Here is a 15615-nt window from a genome sequence, read left to right as displayed (position 1 = left end):
GCCCCGCCCTACCTTGGCGTTCATGGCTCGTTCCCCCGGCAAGCGCGCAGAAGACGGCGTCGCGGACATGTCCGCGGCGTTCGACTACGACGAAAACACCATGCCGCTGCTGTGGAAGCCGCACCGGCCCACGCGGCCGGCGAAGTCCGAGGGCGGGCAGAGGTTCAAGCTGGTCAGCGATTACGAGCCCGCGGGCGACCAGCCGACCGCCATCGCCGAACTGGTCAGCGCCCTCGAGGGCCGCGAGCACGACCAGGTGCTGCTGGGGGTCACCGGCTCCGGCAAGACCTTCACCATGGCCAAGGTGATCGAACAGACCCAGCGGCCGGCGCTGATCCTGGCCCCCAACAAGACCCTCGCCGCCCAGCTCTATTCCGAGTTCAAGAGCTTCTTCCCGGAGAACGCGGTCGAGTTCTTCGTCTCCTACTACGACTATTATCAACCTGAGGCGTACGTCCCCAGGACCGACACCTACATCGAGAAGGACTCCTCGATTAACGAGCAGATCGACCGGATGCGCCACTCGGCGACCCGGGCGATCCTCGAGCGCGACGACGTCATCGTCGTGGCCTCGGTCAGCTGCATCTACGGCATCGGCTCGGTCGAGACCTATACGGCCATGACCTTCCAGCTGACGCCGGGCGAGCGGATCGACGAGAAGAAGCTGATGGGGGACCTGGTGGCCCTCCAGTACAAGCGCAACGACGCGGCCTTCGAGCGCGGGACCTTCCGCCGGCGCGGCGACACCCTCGAGATCTTCCCCGCCCACTACGAGGACCGCGCCTGGCGCATCTCGCTGTTCGGTGACGAGATCGAGAGCATCAGCGAATTCGACCCGCTGACCGGCAAGAAGACCGCCGACCTGCAGGGCGTGAAGGTCTACGCCAACAGCCACTATGTGACGCCCCGGCCGACGCTTCGCCAGGCGATCAACGGCATCAAGGCGGAGCTCAAGGAACGCCTCGACTGGCTGGTCGCCAACGGCAAGCTGCTGGAGGCCCAGCGCCTCGAACAGCGCACCACCTTCGACCTGGAGATGATCGACGCCACCGGCTCCTGCGCGGGGATCGAGAACTACTCCCGCTACCTGACCGGCCGCCGGCCGGGCGAGCCGCCGCCCACCTTCTTCGAATACATCCCTGAGAACGCCCTGCTGTTCGTCGACGAGAGCCACCAGACCGTACCGCAGATCGGCGGCATGTATCGGGGGGACTATCGGCGCAAGTTCACCCTGGCCGAGTATGGCTTCCGCCTACCGTCAGCGATGGATAATCGCCCGATGAAGTTCGAGGAGTGGGACGCCATGCGTCCCGATACGGTGCACGTCTCGGCCACCCCCGGCTCCTGGGAGATGGAGCGCACCGGCGGGGTCTTCACCGAACAGGTGATCCGCCCCACCGGCCTGATCGACCCGCCGGTGGAGGTGAAGCCGGTCGCCAAGGACGGCTTCTCCCAGGTCGACGACGTCATCGACCAGGCCCGCCAGGTCGCCCTGCGCGGCTACCGCTCCCTGATCACCGTCCTGACCAAGAAGATGGCCGAGGACCTCACCGAATACATGCACGAGCAGGGCCTGCGGGTCCGCTACATGCACTCCGACGTCGACACCCTGGAGCGGATCGAGATCATCCGCGACCTCAGGCTTGGCGCCTTCGACATCCTGGTCGGCATCAACCTGCTGCGCGAAGGCCTCGACATCCCCGAGTGCGGCCTGGTCGCCATCCTCGACGCCGACAAGGAAGGCTTCCTGCGCTCCGAGACCTCGCTGATCCAGACCATCGGCCGGGCGGCGCGCAACGTCGACGGCCGGGTCATCCTCTACGCCGACCGCGTCACCGGCTCGATGGAACGCGCCATGGCGGAGACGAAGCGGCGGCGGGAGAAGCAGGAGGCCTACAACCTCGAGCACGGCATCACGCCCGAGAGCGTGCGGAGCCGGATCAAGGACATCCTCGCCTCCCCTTACGAGAAGGACCGCGTCACCGTGCCGGTGGGCGTCGCGGAGGGGGGCGCGACGCCGTTCGTCGGCGACAACTTCAAGGCCACCCTCAAGGACCTCGAGACCCGCATGCGCGCGGCCGCCTCCAACCTGGAGTTCGAGGAAGCCGCCCGCCTGCGCGACGAGGTCAAGCGCCTGAAGCTGCTCGACCTGGAGTTCGCCGCCGACGCGCTCGCCCCGGCCGGCGAGGCCGCGGACAAGGAGGGGGTGAAGCGGCTGAAGGCCGAGGCCCGGGCAGAGGCGCAGGAGCGGTTCAGGAAGGGGCGGCTGTAGGGGGAGCGCGCGGGTTTCATCGGCGCCGGACCTGTAGCCCAAGGACCTGGGGCCCAAGGACCTGCAGCGTCGGCCGCCTCCAGCGGCGGCGGGTCACCGCAGCGTCATCAGCGGCGCCGCCGCCACGCCGCTGTCGATCTCCGCCTGCGCCCAGGCCTCCTCGGCCAGCCGGCTCCAGTCCGGCGCCAGGCCCAGGTCCCGGCAGATCCGGGCGATGATCTCGCTGACCGGCCGCGCCAACAGGTCGCCGTAGACGCCGTCGTCGTCGAGGCGCTCGCAGGCCTCCTCCGCCAGCCGGTGATCTCGTCCTCGGAGGTGAACTCGGCCTTGATCACCCGCTCGACGATGCGCTCCACGCGCGCCTTGCGCGCGTCCTCGCGCTGCTGCCGCTCGGAGCGCTCCTTGGCCTGATGGCGGGCTTCGCCCTCGTCCAAGGCCTGAAGGTCCTTGATCAGCCTGGCCTGCAGGGCGAGCGTCAGGCGCACCGCCCGCGACGCACGCCCATAGGCGAGCGCGAGGTCGCCCTGCACCACCTGAAAGGTCTCCGGCCGAACCGTCTCCGGCCCCTCGTCCGCCGCCGCCATCGCCTGCCGCTCGATGGCCAGGGCGACATTGAGCCCCGCCTCGGCCAGCCGCCCCAGCACCCAAAGCTGGCGCTCGATCAGGACGCGCGCCGTCTCCGCGGCCCTGGCGGGCGCCTGGTCGTCGGCCTGGGTTGAGACTGTGGTCGGCTCGGTCATCTTGGAACAAATCATGAACAAAAAAGCTCCGATTTGTCAAGGTCTACCCCGCCGCCGGCGAAGGCTGGCCGCCCCCCCTCCGATCTCCGAGGCCGCCGGCAAAGTGGTCGAGCTCACAGCGATTGTTTGGGTCACGAGCCGCTGCGCGGTGTCGGCCCGCCGAGCTACACCACCACCAGGGACACACCCCATTCCTTCGCCTGCGTCGCGAGTGCGCAGCGCCGCGAGGTCCACACGTTTCGATGGTTGCGGTCGCATTTGGGCACGCCGTGGAACGCTCCAGCTTGACGTACGCTTTAGCTACGCACCGCGGCCCAGCCCCTGAAGAGACCGTTCATGTCCATCCTCGTCTTCGCCGTAATCGTTTTAGTCGTTGCCGCCCTGATCGCCTGGGCAGTCCAGAAGCTTCCGCTGCCGTCGCCCTTTGGCCAAATAATCCAGGCATTGATCCTGATCATCGCTGCAGTGGTGATCGCCCAGCGTGCGGGCCTGTTCTAGCGGCGATCTGCCCGCCTCAGTTGGCAAGGGCGCAGGAAGGCGAAGCGCAAGGTGGCCCGCAGAGGGGCAACCTAATGACAACCTGGCCGTTGTGAGGTCCGCCATGGCGCAGGTCAGAGGACCTGCGGCTTATCTGGGAGGTTCCATGTTTCGATTCCGTTGGAGCGTTGCGGTCGCCGCGGCGGGGGCGCTGTCCGCCGCCGCCTGCACCACGACAGACCCACATACCGGTCAGGTGGTGCGCAGTAACACCCGAACGGGGGTGTTGGCCGGCGCTGCGGGCGGGGCGCTCCTCGGGTACCTGACCAATACGAACAATGGCGAGCAGGGCCGCAAGAACGCGCTCATCGGGGCCGGCGTGGGCGCGCTCGCAGGCGGAGCTGCCGGAACCTACATGGATCGGCAGCAAGCCCAGCTTCGCGCGCAGCTCGCCGGCTCAGGCGTGGACGTGCAGCGCCAGGGCGACAACATCGTGCTGAACATGCCGTCGGACGTTACCTTCGGCGTCGACAAGGCGGACATTCAAAGCCGCTTTTACCCGGCGATGGACGCTGTTGCGGATACCCTTAGGCAATATCCCCAGACGACGATCGACATCGTCGGCCACGCCGACTCCACGGGGGCCGACGACTACAATCGGGCGCTATCCGAGCGTCGGGCGGCCTCCGTCGCTAGCCGTCTCGTGAGCAACGGCGTCTTGCGCGATCGCCTGTTCGTCGCAGGTCGCGGAGAGGCCCAGCCGATTGCCTCCAATGACACGGAGGACGGCCGCGCCCGGAATCGGCGCGTCGAGGTCGTGGTTCGGCCGTTTACGGGTTGAAATCCGGACCTGGCCCCGACCTCGCCATCCACAGCGCACCCACGGTTCGCTCGGCGGCCTTGCGCAGCAGCGCCTTGAGCTTGGAGAAGGCCAGCTCGATCGGGTTGAGGTCGGGGAGTAGGGCGGCGGCAGGAGCAGCTTGGCGCCCCTGGCCTCGATGCGGCTTCTGACCGCCTCGCCGGCTGAGGTGCTGAGCTTGGAAATACGGATGGGCGCGCGTGATCTGCGCCTCGTCCCGGACGCAACAGCCAGCTAATTGTTGTTTACGCCGTCCTCATGCTGAATGTTGAGTGCTTCTCGGCGCATGGAGAGGCAGTCATGTCAGCCCAGGGCCCCGGCTCTCAAGTTTGGCGCCCAGACCATCTCAGACAGGCGATTGACGCCGCCAGCGTCGCGTTGTGGTCGTGGAACGTAGATAGCGACCACTTCACCATGGACGCGCGCGCCTTCGAATTGTGGGGCATGCCTTGGGCGCCAGAAGTCTCATTCGAGGAGCTTTCCGCCCACATCCACCCTGCTGATCGGAATCGAGTTCGAGCCGCATTCTCCGGCACGCGATCAGTCGAGGGCTCCTACGAGATCGACTTCCGGATCATGTTGGGAGAGGAAGTGCGCTGGATCTCCGCGCGTGGGCAGGGCGCCGACGCAGGCATGATCGACAGCGTGATGTTCGGCATCTTCCTCGATGTGACCGCTCGTAAGCAGGCTGAAGAAAGCCATGAGCTCCTCGCCGGCGAGATGAGCCATCGGGTCAAGAACCTGCTGGCGATCGCAACTGGGCTGACGCACATCTCACGGCGGTCGGCCAACAGCCTTGAGGATATGGCGAAGGGCCTCATTGAACGTCTCACGGCCCTAGGGCGCGCCCACGACCTGGTTCGTCCCCTCCCGGGAAATGAGGGGAAGGCTGCACTGCTTGGCGACCTGCTCGCCGTGCTGCTGGCGCCTTACGACGGTACCGAGGCGTTCGCCGGTCGTATCCGAGTCGCCGTTCCCCGGCTCGGGATTGGCGAGGGGACAGCGACAACGCTCGCCATGGTCATTCACGAGCTGGCGACCAACTCGGTCAAGCATGGAGCGTTGTCCGTCAATGAGGGGACGTTGGACGTGTCGGGAGCCTGCGACGAGACCCATCTAACTGTCACCTGGGCGGAGGATGGCGGACCTCCGGTCGCCGCCGTGCCCGAGATGCGTGGGTTCGGCAGCAAAATGATAGCGCGAAGCATGTCCCAGCAATTCGACGGCGGCCTCACGTACGACTGGCAGGCCAGTGGTCTCGTGGTGACGCTGCGAATGCTCAAAAGCCGGATTGCAGCCTGATCGCAACTTCTAACAGTCACGGAAAACGCCTGCGCCGCGAATCCTAAATCTCAACAAGCCCTGATTTGACCTCCATCGCCGCCGCGTCCTTCGTCTGCCAGGGCTAGACGTCGAGCAGGCCTGGGATTGGCCGTGGTCGAGCATCCACGCCTGCTCAGTGCGGCGGCACGCCTGCTCAGTGCGGCGGAGACGGGGGCGCGTAGGGGCCGTCGTCGGCGTTGCTCCGCGGATCTGGAGCCGAGGCCCGCGCCAAGGGCAGGTCGATCGAGGCGCTGGGCTGAACATGCAGCGCGAAGTCGCCGATCATCTGATGTAGAGGTCGGCGCGCTCCATCGGCCCCATGTGATTGACGTCTTCCACCACGTGCAGGGCGGCGAGCTCGCTTTCGGCGGCGATCGTGCGACTGGCCTCCAGCTTGGTGACGATGTCCTTGTCGCCGCCGATGACCAGGGCCGGGACCCGCAGGGCGCCCAGGACGCCCGTAGGAATTCGGGGACAGGAGCACCAATCCCCAAATGTCGGGCACGCTTCCAACCCATCCAGGGTGGCGACCGCCCCTCCGACATCGTAGCGTCGCCAGACTGGAGGCCAGCAGATGTCGGACTCAGTGTGGAGCCTACCGCTGAGCGGGACGAATGTGGCTGTCCTCGCCGATTGCCACATCCACGACGGCGGACCGCAATTCCCGGCTGAGCTGTTCCCGCGGCTGCAAGGCGCGGATCTGATCGTCACCCTGGGCGACATGGGCGACAGGTCGGGTCTCGACCAGCTTGAGCAGATTGCGCCCGTGCTGGGCGTCCGCGGCCGCGATGACGCCGATGACATTCGCACCCGGCGGTCCGAACTTGTGCTGACAGACGAAGGCTATCGCATCGGCTGCGTGTTCGACGCGAAGGCGGTTGGCCTGGCGTCGTCATGCGATCCCTTTGTCGAGGCCGATGGCGCAGCGGAGGTCTGCAGGCGCCTGTTCGGCGGTCCGGTGGACGTCCTGCTGCATGGCGGCACGCACAGGGCTGACGAGGCGCGCTTCGGCGCCAAGGGCTCGGCGCTCAATCCTGGCAGCGCCGTGCTTCCAGCAGAGGGGGCCAAGCCCACCTTCCTGCGGCTCAGGGTGACCTCGGAAGGTTGCTACGGCCAGATCATCTGGGTCGCCTAGGCCTGCGGCTGGCGTCCCTTCAGCCCGTCACCTTCTCGCCCGGCGAGGGATCCAGGGACACAATACCTATCCCCACAGCTCCTGCTGGGCCCGCGGATCGAAGTTGCGGATGGTCATGTCTTCGACCATCCTTCGGCGCAGCGGGTTGATGACCTCTTCTGTCGTCACGCGTCTTGAGGAGGACGTGGCCCACCCACGATCCTCTTCAGACAGGAGCCCCCCCCACATCCGATGCGAGTACTCCTCCCGCGCGAGCGGGTTAGTACTCTGGCGCTGCGCCCCCGTAGCGGGGGAGATCTGCTACACACCCTCCATGGTGCAGCTTGGCCTTGAGCCATTGAACGTGGCCGTCGTCGGAGGCGGGCCAGCCGGCCTCTCCGCGGCGCTCCTGCTTCGGCGCGCGGGGTGTCAGATCAGCTGCTACGAGCGTTTCGAGACGCCCCAGCCGGTCGGGTCCGGCCTCATGATCCAGCCAACCGGCCTCGCCGTTCTCGCCCAGCTTGGCCTGGCCGAGCGGTTGCGGCGCAATGCGTCGGAGATCGAACGCCTGTTCGGCAAGACTACGGACGCCGATCGGACCGTGCTCGACGTGCGCTACGCCGCCATTGGCCATGCATGCGGCTTCGGCGTGCATCGAGCGACGCTGTTCGACATCCTGCACGAGGCGGCGCTCGCAGGCGGGATCGCGATCACCCACGGCAAGACCGTCGCCGCCTCCGAGATCCGGCCGGAAGGCCGATTTCTCCAGTTCGAGGACGGCCAGGAGGCCGGGCCGTTCGACCTGGTTGTCGACGCGCTGGGCCACGCCTCGCCTCTGGCGCCGCGCATCGGGCGCAACCTCCCTTACGGCGCGCTCTGGGCGAGCCTCGACTGGCCAGGCGACGGGGAGTTGAACGGACGCGCGCTGGAGCAGCGCTATGAGGCAGCGAGCGTCATGGTCGGGGTGCTGCCGATCGGCCGCGACGCGAATGGTCGCCAGCAGGCGGCCTTTTTCTGGAGCCTTCGCGTGGATCAGCTCGAGGCGTGGCGGACCGCCGGCCTCGACGCCTGGAAGGCGGACGCCCTGCAGCTCTGGCCGGCGACGGCGCCCTTGCTCGAGCAGATCCGCTCGCCGGACCAGCTCACCTTCGCCCGGTATGCCCACCGCACGGTGAGCCGCCCATTTGCTTCGCGGCTGGTGCACATCGGCGACGCCTGGCACTCGACGAGCCCCCAGCTGGGACAGGGTGCGAATATGGCCCTGCTCGACGCTTACGCCTTGCGGATCGCTCTCGGTCGCGAACGCGAGCTTGAGGCTGCCCTGCGGCGGTATCACAGGCTGCGGCGACGCCACGTCCATGCCTATCAGCTGATGAGCTGGCTGTTCACGCCGGTCTATCAGTCGGACAGCCAGCTCCTGCCGCTGCTGCGCGACCGCCTTGTGGGACCCCTATCGAAGCGATGGCCGGCCACCGTTGTTCAGGCGCTGATGGTCAGCGGTCTCGTCGGCGATCCGCTGAAGTCGCTCGGATTGTCCGAGTGAGGTGACTTAAGCCGCCGCGCCAGACGCGCTTTGCGCGGCTTCCTGAGCCAACTGGTCGGCGCGCCGTCGAGCGCGGGCCTCGGCGCTGTTGACCAGGGCCCAGCGCAGCGTACGCCCCAGCGCCCGAACACCGAAGCGCGCAGCCGCGCGGCGGGGCGCAGACAGGCGAAAGCCGTGCATCTCAGCGGCCCAGTCGGGCAGCAGATCCTTGGCCGCATCGAAGGCGATCGACATGGCAGGCGCCGCGGCCGCGCTGGGAGGGCTCTGAGACAGCAGCGCCAGGGCCACTTCGCGGGTGCGGTGGTCGTAGCGCAGCTTGGGACGAACGGCGCGGAAGTAGGCGGCGATCTCGGCGCGGCTTTCAGGTACGCCCTCCGCACCCAGGCGTCGGGCGATCTCGGCGGCCTCCCGGAAGTAAGCGTCCTGCGCCTTCGGCGGGAAATCCGGATCGACGTAGCGGAGATAGGCCGCCAGGAACGAGCTGACTTCCGCCACGTGCACCCAGGTCAGCAGATCAGGGTCGTCAGCGGAATAGCGCGTGCCCTCGGGCAAGGTCCCGACCACCCTTGCATGCACGCTGCGAACGCGGTCGATGAAGGCCTGGGCTTCGGCTTGGTCGCCATAGGTGGTGCCAGCGATGAATTGCGCGGTGCGCTTCAGGCGTCCGGTCATGTCGCGCCGAAAGTCGGAATGGTCCCACACGCCCGCGAGCGCGCCGGGATGCAGCATCTGGACGAGCAGGGCGGTGATCCCGCCGACCATCATGCTCGCGAAGTCGCCGTGCACCTTCCAGCACGCGCTTTCGGGACCGAAGAAGCCTGTGTCCTGCCGATTGCGCTCAATCGTGTCGTCGCCCGTGCCGCCGACGAGCTGGCGCACCTGGAGCACGATCGCCTTGCGGATCGGCGATGGAACGGGTGATTTGGATGTAGGCGGCTGCATCACGCTCCAAGATAGTGGACGCTTATGAGTGTGAAAGCGCTGCTTTGCTTCGCCGCCATGATGGCGGAGGCGCAGGACGACGCCCTGTCGGACGCCCTTCGCCGCGCCGAAACCATCGGCCGCCTGTCGACATCTCGCGACGGCCCCCGGCTCAGTGCGGCGGAGGCGGGGGCGCGTAGGGGGCGCCGTCGGCGTTGCTCCGCAGATCTGGAGCCGAGGCCCGCGCCGGTGGCAGGTCGATCGAGGCGCTGGGCTGAACATGCAGCGCGAAGTCGCCGATCATCTGATTGTAGAGGTCGGCGCGCTCCATCGGCCCCATGTGATTGACGTCTTCCACCACCTGCAGGGCGGCGAGCTCGCTTTCGGCGGCGATGGTGCGGCTCGCCTCCAGCTTGGTGACGATGTCCTTGTCGCCGCCGATGACCAGGGCCGGGACCCGCAGGGCGGCGAGGACGCCCGTCGCGTCCCAGTGGAACATTGCGAGGTCGCCGCGCGCCAGCACCGCCGGCGGGTTGCGCGTCGCCAGCAGGGTGGTGTGCTCGAGCTGGCTGCGGGTGACGTACCTGCCGTAGCCGAACCGCTGGGCCAGGTGCGCAGATCCGCTGAGATAGCTCTGCCACTTCGAAAGCCACGCCAGGGGCTGCAGCGCTATCGTCAGCTTCATCGCGGGCTCAAGGACCGGCCGCTGCAGAGCCTGGAGCAGGCCGCTGAGGATCATGGTCTTCAGGGGGTTGGTGTAGGTGGTGTTGAGCAGGACCACGCCCGCCAGCCGGCTCTGGAGTTGAGGGAAGTCGCGGATCAGGGTCTGAATGGTGATGCCGCCGATGCTGTGTCCCACCAGGACGACCGGCTGGCGGCCGGCGGCGTCGATCAGGGCGGCGAGATCTGTCGCGAAGGCGCCGAGGCTCACCGTCTTGTCGTCGCCTGCCTTCGACCTCCCCAGGCCGGGGAGATCCCACAGCACCAGGCGAAAGCGGTCGCCGAGATCCTCCCTGGCGTAGCGCCAGAAGGTCGAATCCATGCCCCAGCCGTGGGTGAAGATGATCGGCGGCGCGCCGACCGGGCCATGGGTCTCCGCATAGAGCGAGGCGCCGGTCGGGCTGGCGACCAGATGGCCTTCGCCGCGCTCCGCCTTCGTCGGGCGCTGGTCAGCCCTGGCGAGGACGAGCGGCAGGATGCGCCCGCCCAAGAAGGACCAGGCCAAAAGGCCGACGGCCGTCCACAGCCGCCAGCTCTCCCGCTCCCGGTAGATCGCGCCGGCCGCGTCGCGGATCAGATCGCCGTCGTACCAGCTCCACAGCAGATACCCGGCGGCGGCCAGGATCAGGAGGGAGAGCAAGCTGGTGAAAAAACGGATGATTCCGAGAAGCGGCATGGCGGAGCTCCGGCGATGGCCTGCTCAACTCGTCCGGGCAGGGAGTGTTCCGCGCCAGCGACAACGGCGCGGAAGAGAGGCAGCGGTCGGGGGACCGCCGCCTCCGTTTCGTGCGCGGACGCGATCAGTTGGCCTTGGGCGGGCTCAGCTCGGCCATGAGTTCGCTTTTGCGGACCTTGATCCGCTCGCCCATGGCGTCGAGGTCCTCGTCGCCCTTCTTGGCCTGAGCGAAGATGCCGCCCGGCTGCTCCTCTTCCTTGACGTGATGCTTGATGTACTCGCCGAGAACCTTGACCTTGGCGTCATAGAAGTCGTCGGAGGGCTTCATCGCCTCGATCTCGGCGATCAGCTTCTTGGCGCCGTCATGTTCGACATAGGCCTCGTCTAGCAGGTCGTCTTCGACGTCCCCGCGTTCCTCGGGATAGAATATCTCTTCCTCGAGCCTCGTATGCGTCTTCAAGGCGAGAGCGATCTGGTTGAACAGGGCGAGCTTCTCGCCTGCATCCTCAAGCTGTTCGTACTCGTCGAACCAGCCTTCCACCTCGCGGTGATCCTTTTTCAGCAGGGAGATCGCGAGCGGATCGCGCCGGCCGGTCCGGCGGGTTCGCCGCGCTTTGGACGCTTTGGTCGGAACGGACTTCGCTGTGGCCATGGGTGTGTCCCTCATAGTGCGCGCGGGCAGGACGCCCGAAAGCCCATGCCGAACACCCAGGGCCAGCCCCGGTTCCTGTTGCGATACGGTCGCATCTCGTTGAAATAGCGAAGATCCCCATGTCCCCCAGCGCGGCGGCGGGCGGGCGCAGGCCGTCTTCGGTGACGAGCATCCATGCCCGCGAAAGGTGCAGCGGACACGTCCGGCAGGGCCGGTTCGGATGCGGCGCCCGTGAAAAAAACACGCAGAGGATGTAATGATCGCGCTAAGGTGAAGTCTCAAACGGTGGGGGGCGACATGTCCGATGAGCCCGGCGCTCCAGCGGCCAGCAAGGAGCGCAAGAAAGGCGCGGCGTGGGCGCCTCCTGCAGCGTTCGCCGCCGCCGCGTTCGTCATCGGCCTGGGCGGGAGCGCGGTCGGCCTCACGAAGACAATGGTGGAATGGGTTCGACCGCCGCCGCCTCCCAAAATCGGACAGGAATATCTGATGATCGAGGGGTCGGACGAAGACATCAAGACGAACCTGCAAGGCGTGATGGAGCAGGTTCCCGGCCTGCACATTGTGCTTCCGGACTGGCTCAGGAACATCGAGGCCGACACGGCCCGTTTGAAACGCCACTTCTGCGAAAACAACGAAGCAACTTCGCTGCACAATTTCTCGTCTGCAGCAGATCCCGCGCGAAAGCGGCTTATCACCGCTTGCGAAGATCAAGCCCAACAGAAGATCCTGATTGGCGCCTATGGATTACGCTCTTTCGACAAAGAGGCTGTCGCCGATCTTGAAGTCGATGTCGCCGTGTTGTCGAACACCTCCGGCGTCATAGATGCTCTGGACGGCTTCGTCCCTGGCCAGGTGTCAGCGAAATCGAACTGCTTCCTCAGCAGCCTCAGCGAGGATTGCATCGCAACGCGCACGCAAACCCGGACCCTCAAAGATTTACCAATGGTGGGTCCCGGCGAGATGACCCTGATACCGATCTTTCTAACTGTGCAATTTGTATGGAAAGACAGCGACGTGGAGGCCGCTGGCGGATCGGGCGCGCCGTACGACGGCTATGCCGCAACGCCGTTCTGGTTTCCGACCCAGGTCCGCTCGGGGAAACGGGTGATCATCCAGTCCCCACGGCCGATGAACGAAACGCCGAGCCTGAGCAAGGGCTTCTATGAGGGGCGCGGGTAGGTCTCCGGCGACCCTCCTTCGATGACGAGGACTATCGGCTACCGCGATCTTCTGGCCGAGCCTTCGGCGCGAACCGACGTCGAGGTCTGGGCCGGGGCGCTGATTCCCAGCCATCTGCATCTCATTCTCACGCCGCCGGACCCGGGCGCCTTGCGCCGAGGCCCGGCCCCCGCCCATCGCCAGCATGCCGGCTAAATCCATGCTCGTGAAAAGCGCGGCGGGCATTTCTGGCAGGGCCGGGCCGAGATAGTCTGCCGGACCTCTCAGCGAGGAGGTCATGGACCTGAGGGACTAGGATGAGCGGCTACGATCACCTGATCGGCACAGAACTGGTCAATGGCTGTTGGAGCTGGGACTCGGACCGGGCGCTGCTGTACGCCGTCGGCGTCGGCGCCGGCCTGGACGACCCTCTTCGGGAGCTCCCGTTCACCACGGAGAATTCGCCGGGCGTCGCCCAGCAGGTGATCCCGTCCTTCCTGACCATCATGGGCCTGCCAAGCCCCTGGGTCGAGCTGCTCGGGTGGAAGAGCGAAGGGCTGAGCCCCGTCGGCATGGTGCACGGAGAGCAAAGCGTGACGCTTGCCCGGTCGATCCCCACGAGCGGCAAGGCGCAGCTCTCCACCGTGCTGCGCGGGGTCTATGACAAGGGTTCGGGCGCTCTCGTCGTCAAGGAGACCCGGATTACGCTGGCGGATACCGGCGAGTATCTCGGTTCGACGTGCATGCGGCTGTTCGCGCAAGGCAAGGGCGGCTTTGGCGGTCCGCGCGGCCCTGCCGGGGAGCGGGCCTGGCGCCTGCCGGACAGGAGCCCCGATCAGATCGTCTCCTTGCCCGTGGGGCTCAACCAGTCGCTGATTTATCGGCTTTCCGGCGACCACCACCTGCATGGCACCGACCCCGCCAGGGCCCGAGCTGATGGATTTGAGCGGCCCGTTTTCTATGGCCTTGGGTCCTATGGCGTCGCTTGTCGGGCGCTGGTCTCGGCGCTCTGCGATGGCGACGTCGCCCGGTTCGGCCACATGGAGGGGCGTTTCTCCAAGCCCGTCTATCCGGGCGACAGGCTCGACACGCGCATCTGGCGGACGGACGATGGCGCCGGGTTCCAGATGTGGGCGAACGGCGAGCGATTGGTGTTGGACCGCGGCGTCTTCCGCTTCCGCGCCGCCGCGCGGACCAGCTAGGAGATCAGGGCCGAGGGCCGAACCTGGCGCAGCTAGGGGGCAGCCCAAACTGCGCCAGGATCAACACCCCGCCGCTCGATCCGATCCAGCCGGCCGTCTGCAGCTTAGACGGCGACGCTCTCAATAGCCGCTGCTGTTCTCAGTCGAGCCGCCGGCTTTGGCGGCCGTCGACGCCGCGGCGGCGCCGGGCACGCCGAGAAAATCGCCTTCTTCGCCGAACCAGTTGCGGAACTCCAGGAAGCCTGGGATCCCGGCGAAGCTACTGTTGGCCAGTTGATCGACCTCCACATGCACAACCGCTGGCTTGCCTGATGCCAGGGCGCGCTGGACCGCCGGGCCGATGTCCTCGGCGCGATCGACATATTCGCCGTGTGCGCCAAAGCTCTGGGCTGTCTTGTCGAGGCGAACCTCGGCGCCCCAACGGGCCTCGGGGGTCGCGGTGTTCTCGCCGAAGTTGGCCTTGTACGACGCCGCCTCGATGCCCCAGGCGTGGTCGACCGCCACGATGCAGATTAACGGCAGGTTCTTGCGGACCGCCGTCTCGAGCTCGGAGATGTGGAACAGAAACGCCGAGTCGCCGGTCAGGAGCGCGACGCGGCGCTTGTCGCCGACGGCGAGCTGCGCGCCTAGCGCCATCGGCAGGCCGTTGCCGATCGCGCCCCAGTTGGAGCTCCACATGGCGTCGCGCGGGGTCCACTGCAGCAGCGCCGAGAACCACATGCTGGCCGCGCCGCCATCGCGCACCAGGATGGTGTCCTCGGGCAGCACCTTGGTCGCCTCGATCGCGAGCCGGCCCGTATGGATCGGCTGCGAGGCCGCCGGTATGCGGTCCATCAGGGCCTGCTTGGCGCCGTCGCGGATCTTGATCCAGTCGGCCAGCTTGGCGGGCGCCTCGCGTTGCAAGCCGCCCAGCGCCTCAGTCAACTGCGGAACGATGTCCTTGAGGTCGCCGACGAGGGGAACGTCGATCGGTCGATTGACGCCGATCGCAGTGGCGTCGCGCTCCACGTAGATCCACTTGCGGTTCGCATCCCCCGCCTTCCAGGCGTGGCCGCGACCGTAGTTCAGCGCCTCGCCCAGTTCGGTGCCGATCGCCAGAACGACGTCCGAACCGGAAGCGATCTGGCCACCCGCTTCCGAGCTATAGGCGAAGGTGCGGGCCTCCATGCCGGGGAGGATCGCCTCGACCGCGTTCGAAAGAAGAATGGGGCAGTTGAGCTTCTCGGCGAGCTTGGCGGCGGCTTCGTGCTGACGGCTGACGAACACGCCCTGGCCGAGCAGCAGGACAGGATTCCGCGCCCCCTTCAGCAGGGCGACGGCTTCGGAGATCGACAGGTCATCGGCGCGTTGCCGCACCAGGCGGTAGCGGCTGGGCGCGAGCACCGGCGGCAGGTCAAACTTCGCCTGCATGACGCCGAGCGGGAGCTCGACGTAGGTCGGGCCCGGCACGCCGGTCGTCGCCTGGCGGAACGCCTCGTGGAGGATCTCGTCAGTCTGGTCGGGATACTCGATGACGCCGACGTATTTCATCACGCCTTCGAAGATCGGCGGCTGGCTCATGTACTGCATCTTGCCGCGGCGAACGCGCTGTTCGTAGATCCGCTGGCGCTGCGCCATGATGAACACGGCAGGGATGTTCTCCTTTCGGAAGAAGTTGGCGCCCGCGGCGATGTTGCCGACACCCGGTCCCTTGTTCATGCACAGTACGACAGGCTTTCCGGTCATGCGGAAGTATCCGTCGGCGGTGAGCGCAGCAGCCTGTTCGTGGTGAGGAGAGACGATCTCCATGCCGCGCCGCTCGGCTTCGATGAACATGCCGAAGAAGCTCGGATCCGGAATCCCGAAAAGGGTATCGATGCCCTCCGCCTGGATCAGGTCGAGGAGCCGCTCGTGCATTGCTTGGTTCGTCATGGAGCCTTCTCTAGCCCGGCGAAACGCCAGGGTCGCGCAGGATTTCG

The 15615-nt window shown here is 66.7% G+C and carries 15 protein-coding genes and 1 pseudogene; 9 read left to right on the top strand and 7 right to left on the bottom strand.

Annotated elements, in window-relative coordinates:
* The first annotated feature begins 22 nt into the window (after positions 1 to 22).
* Positions 23 to 2272 (top strand): excinuclease ABC subunit UvrB, encoded by a 2250-nt coding sequence (gene uvrB / locus ACSQ2B_RS22700; RefSeq protein ID WP_436053502.1) that lies wholly within the window; start codon positions 23 to 25, stop codon positions 2270 to 2272.
* A gap of 107 nt (positions 2273 to 2379) precedes the next feature.
* Here uvrB and ACSQ2B_RS22695 read toward each other — a convergent pair whose 3' ends face one another.
* Positions 2380 to 3012, bottom strand: coding sequence for a hypothetical protein (locus ACSQ2B_RS22695; protein ID WP_436053501.1), 633 nt, complete (start codon positions 3010 to 3012; stop codon positions 2380 to 2382).
* Between the two features lie 336 nt (positions 3013 to 3348).
* Between ACSQ2B_RS22695 and ACSQ2B_RS22690 the strand changes: the two genes are divergently transcribed.
* Both ACSQ2B_RS22690 and ACSQ2B_RS22685 read left to right on the top strand, forming a co-directional pair.
* Positions 3349 to 3510, top strand: coding sequence for a hypothetical protein (locus ACSQ2B_RS22690; RefSeq protein ID WP_436053500.1), 162 nt, complete (start codon positions 3349 to 3351; stop codon positions 3508 to 3510).
* A gap of 145 nt (positions 3511 to 3655) precedes the next feature.
* Positions 3656 to 4330, top strand: coding sequence for an OmpA family protein (locus ACSQ2B_RS22685; RefSeq protein ID WP_436053499.1), 675 nt, complete (start codon positions 3656 to 3658; stop codon positions 4328 to 4330).
* Here ACSQ2B_RS22685 and ACSQ2B_RS22680 read toward each other — a convergent pair.
* A pseudogene (locus tag ACSQ2B_RS22680) lies at positions 4320 to 4510 on the bottom strand (transposase); the annotation flags it as partial. The gene ACSQ2B_RS22685 and the pseudogene ACSQ2B_RS22680 sit on opposite strands and share 11 nt — an antisense overlap.
* 138 nt (positions 4511 to 4648) lie before the next feature.
* On the opposite strand from ACSQ2B_RS22680, the gene ACSQ2B_RS22675 reads away from it, so the two are divergent.
* Positions 4649 to 5650 carry a sensor histidine kinase gene (locus ACSQ2B_RS22675; RefSeq protein ID WP_436053497.1) on the top strand — a complete coding sequence of 334 codons (1002 nt, stop codon included), beginning with the start codon at positions 4649 to 4651 and terminating at the stop codon, positions 5648 to 5650.
* A gap of 303 nt (positions 5651 to 5953) precedes the next feature.
* Here the strand turns inward: ACSQ2B_RS22675 and ACSQ2B_RS22670 are convergent, their stop codons facing one another.
* Positions 5954 to 6184: an alpha/beta fold hydrolase gene (locus ACSQ2B_RS22670; RefSeq protein ID WP_436053495.1), complete on the bottom strand. Its 231-nt coding sequence runs from the start codon at positions 6182 to 6184 to the stop codon at positions 5954 to 5956.
* 61 nt (positions 6185 to 6245) lie between these two features.
* Here ACSQ2B_RS22670 and ACSQ2B_RS22665 point away from each other — a divergent pair, with 61 nt between their 5' ends.
* Together ACSQ2B_RS22665 and ACSQ2B_RS22660 are read left to right on the top strand one after the other, a co-directional pair.
* Positions 6246 to 6806, top strand: coding sequence for a YfcE family phosphodiesterase (locus tag ACSQ2B_RS22665; RefSeq protein ID WP_436053494.1), 561 nt, complete (start codon positions 6246 to 6248; stop codon positions 6804 to 6806).
* 343 nt (positions 6807 to 7149) lie between these two features.
* Positions 7150 to 8328 (top strand): FAD-dependent oxidoreductase, encoded by a 1179-nt coding sequence (locus ACSQ2B_RS22660; RefSeq protein WP_436053493.1) that lies wholly within the window; start codon positions 7150 to 7152, stop codon positions 8326 to 8328.
* 6 nt (positions 8329 to 8334) lie between these two features.
* On the opposite strand, the gene ACSQ2B_RS22655 is transcribed toward ACSQ2B_RS22660, so the two are convergent.
* The 3 genes from ACSQ2B_RS22655 to ACSQ2B_RS22645 form a co-directional block, all read right to left on the bottom strand.
* Positions 8335 to 9270, bottom strand: coding sequence for an oxygenase MpaB family protein (locus tag ACSQ2B_RS22655; RefSeq protein WP_436053757.1), 936 nt, complete (start codon positions 9268 to 9270; stop codon positions 8335 to 8337).
* A 151-nt stretch (positions 9271 to 9421) separates the two neighbouring features.
* Positions 9422 to 10645, bottom strand: coding sequence for an alpha/beta fold hydrolase (locus ACSQ2B_RS22650; RefSeq protein ID WP_436053492.1), 1224 nt, complete (start codon positions 10643 to 10645; stop codon positions 9422 to 9424).
* A 124-nt stretch (positions 10646 to 10769) separates the two neighbouring features.
* A complete protein-coding gene (locus tag ACSQ2B_RS22645; RefSeq protein ID WP_436053491.1) occupies positions 10770 to 11297 on the bottom strand; it encodes a hemerythrin domain-containing protein in 528 nt (175 codons plus the stop codon).
* 297 nt (positions 11298 to 11594) lie between these two features.
* On the opposite strand from ACSQ2B_RS22645, the gene ACSQ2B_RS22640 reads away from it, so the two are divergent.
* The 3 genes from ACSQ2B_RS22640 to ACSQ2B_RS22630 all read left to right on the top strand — a co-directional run bounded on the left by ACSQ2B_RS22640 (position 11595) and on the right by ACSQ2B_RS22630 (position 13657).
* Positions 11595 to 12476, top strand: coding sequence for a hypothetical protein (locus ACSQ2B_RS22640; protein WP_436053489.1), 882 nt, complete (start codon positions 11595 to 11597; stop codon positions 12474 to 12476).
* 21 nt (positions 12477 to 12497) lie between these two features.
* Complete coding sequence (locus ACSQ2B_RS22635; protein WP_436053488.1) at positions 12498 to 12671, top strand: hypothetical protein; 174 nt, start codon at positions 12498 to 12500, stop codon at positions 12669 to 12671.
* 101 nt (positions 12672 to 12772) lie between these two features.
* On the top strand, positions 12773 to 13657 hold the full coding sequence (locus ACSQ2B_RS22630; RefSeq protein ID WP_436053486.1) for a MaoC/PaaZ C-terminal domain-containing protein: 885 nt from the start codon (positions 12773 to 12775) through the stop codon (positions 13655 to 13657).
* Positions 13658 to 13777: 120 nt separating this feature from the next.
* On the opposite strand, the gene ACSQ2B_RS22625 is transcribed toward ACSQ2B_RS22630, so the two are convergent.
* Complete coding sequence (locus ACSQ2B_RS22625; protein ID WP_436053485.1) at positions 13778 to 15568, bottom strand: thiamine pyrophosphate-binding protein; 1791 nt, start codon at positions 15566 to 15568, stop codon at positions 13778 to 13780.
* Positions 15569 to 15615 lie beyond the last annotated feature (47 nt).

Origin of the sequence: Phenylobacterium sp. LjRoot225 (assembly GCF_964252855.1) — a bacterium.
Taxonomy (GTDB): domain Bacteria; phylum Pseudomonadota; class Alphaproteobacteria; order Caulobacterales; family Caulobacteraceae; genus Phenylobacterium.
The sequence above is the reverse complement of the archived record's forward strand: the minus strand, read 5'-3'. Positions and strand labels throughout refer to the sequence as shown.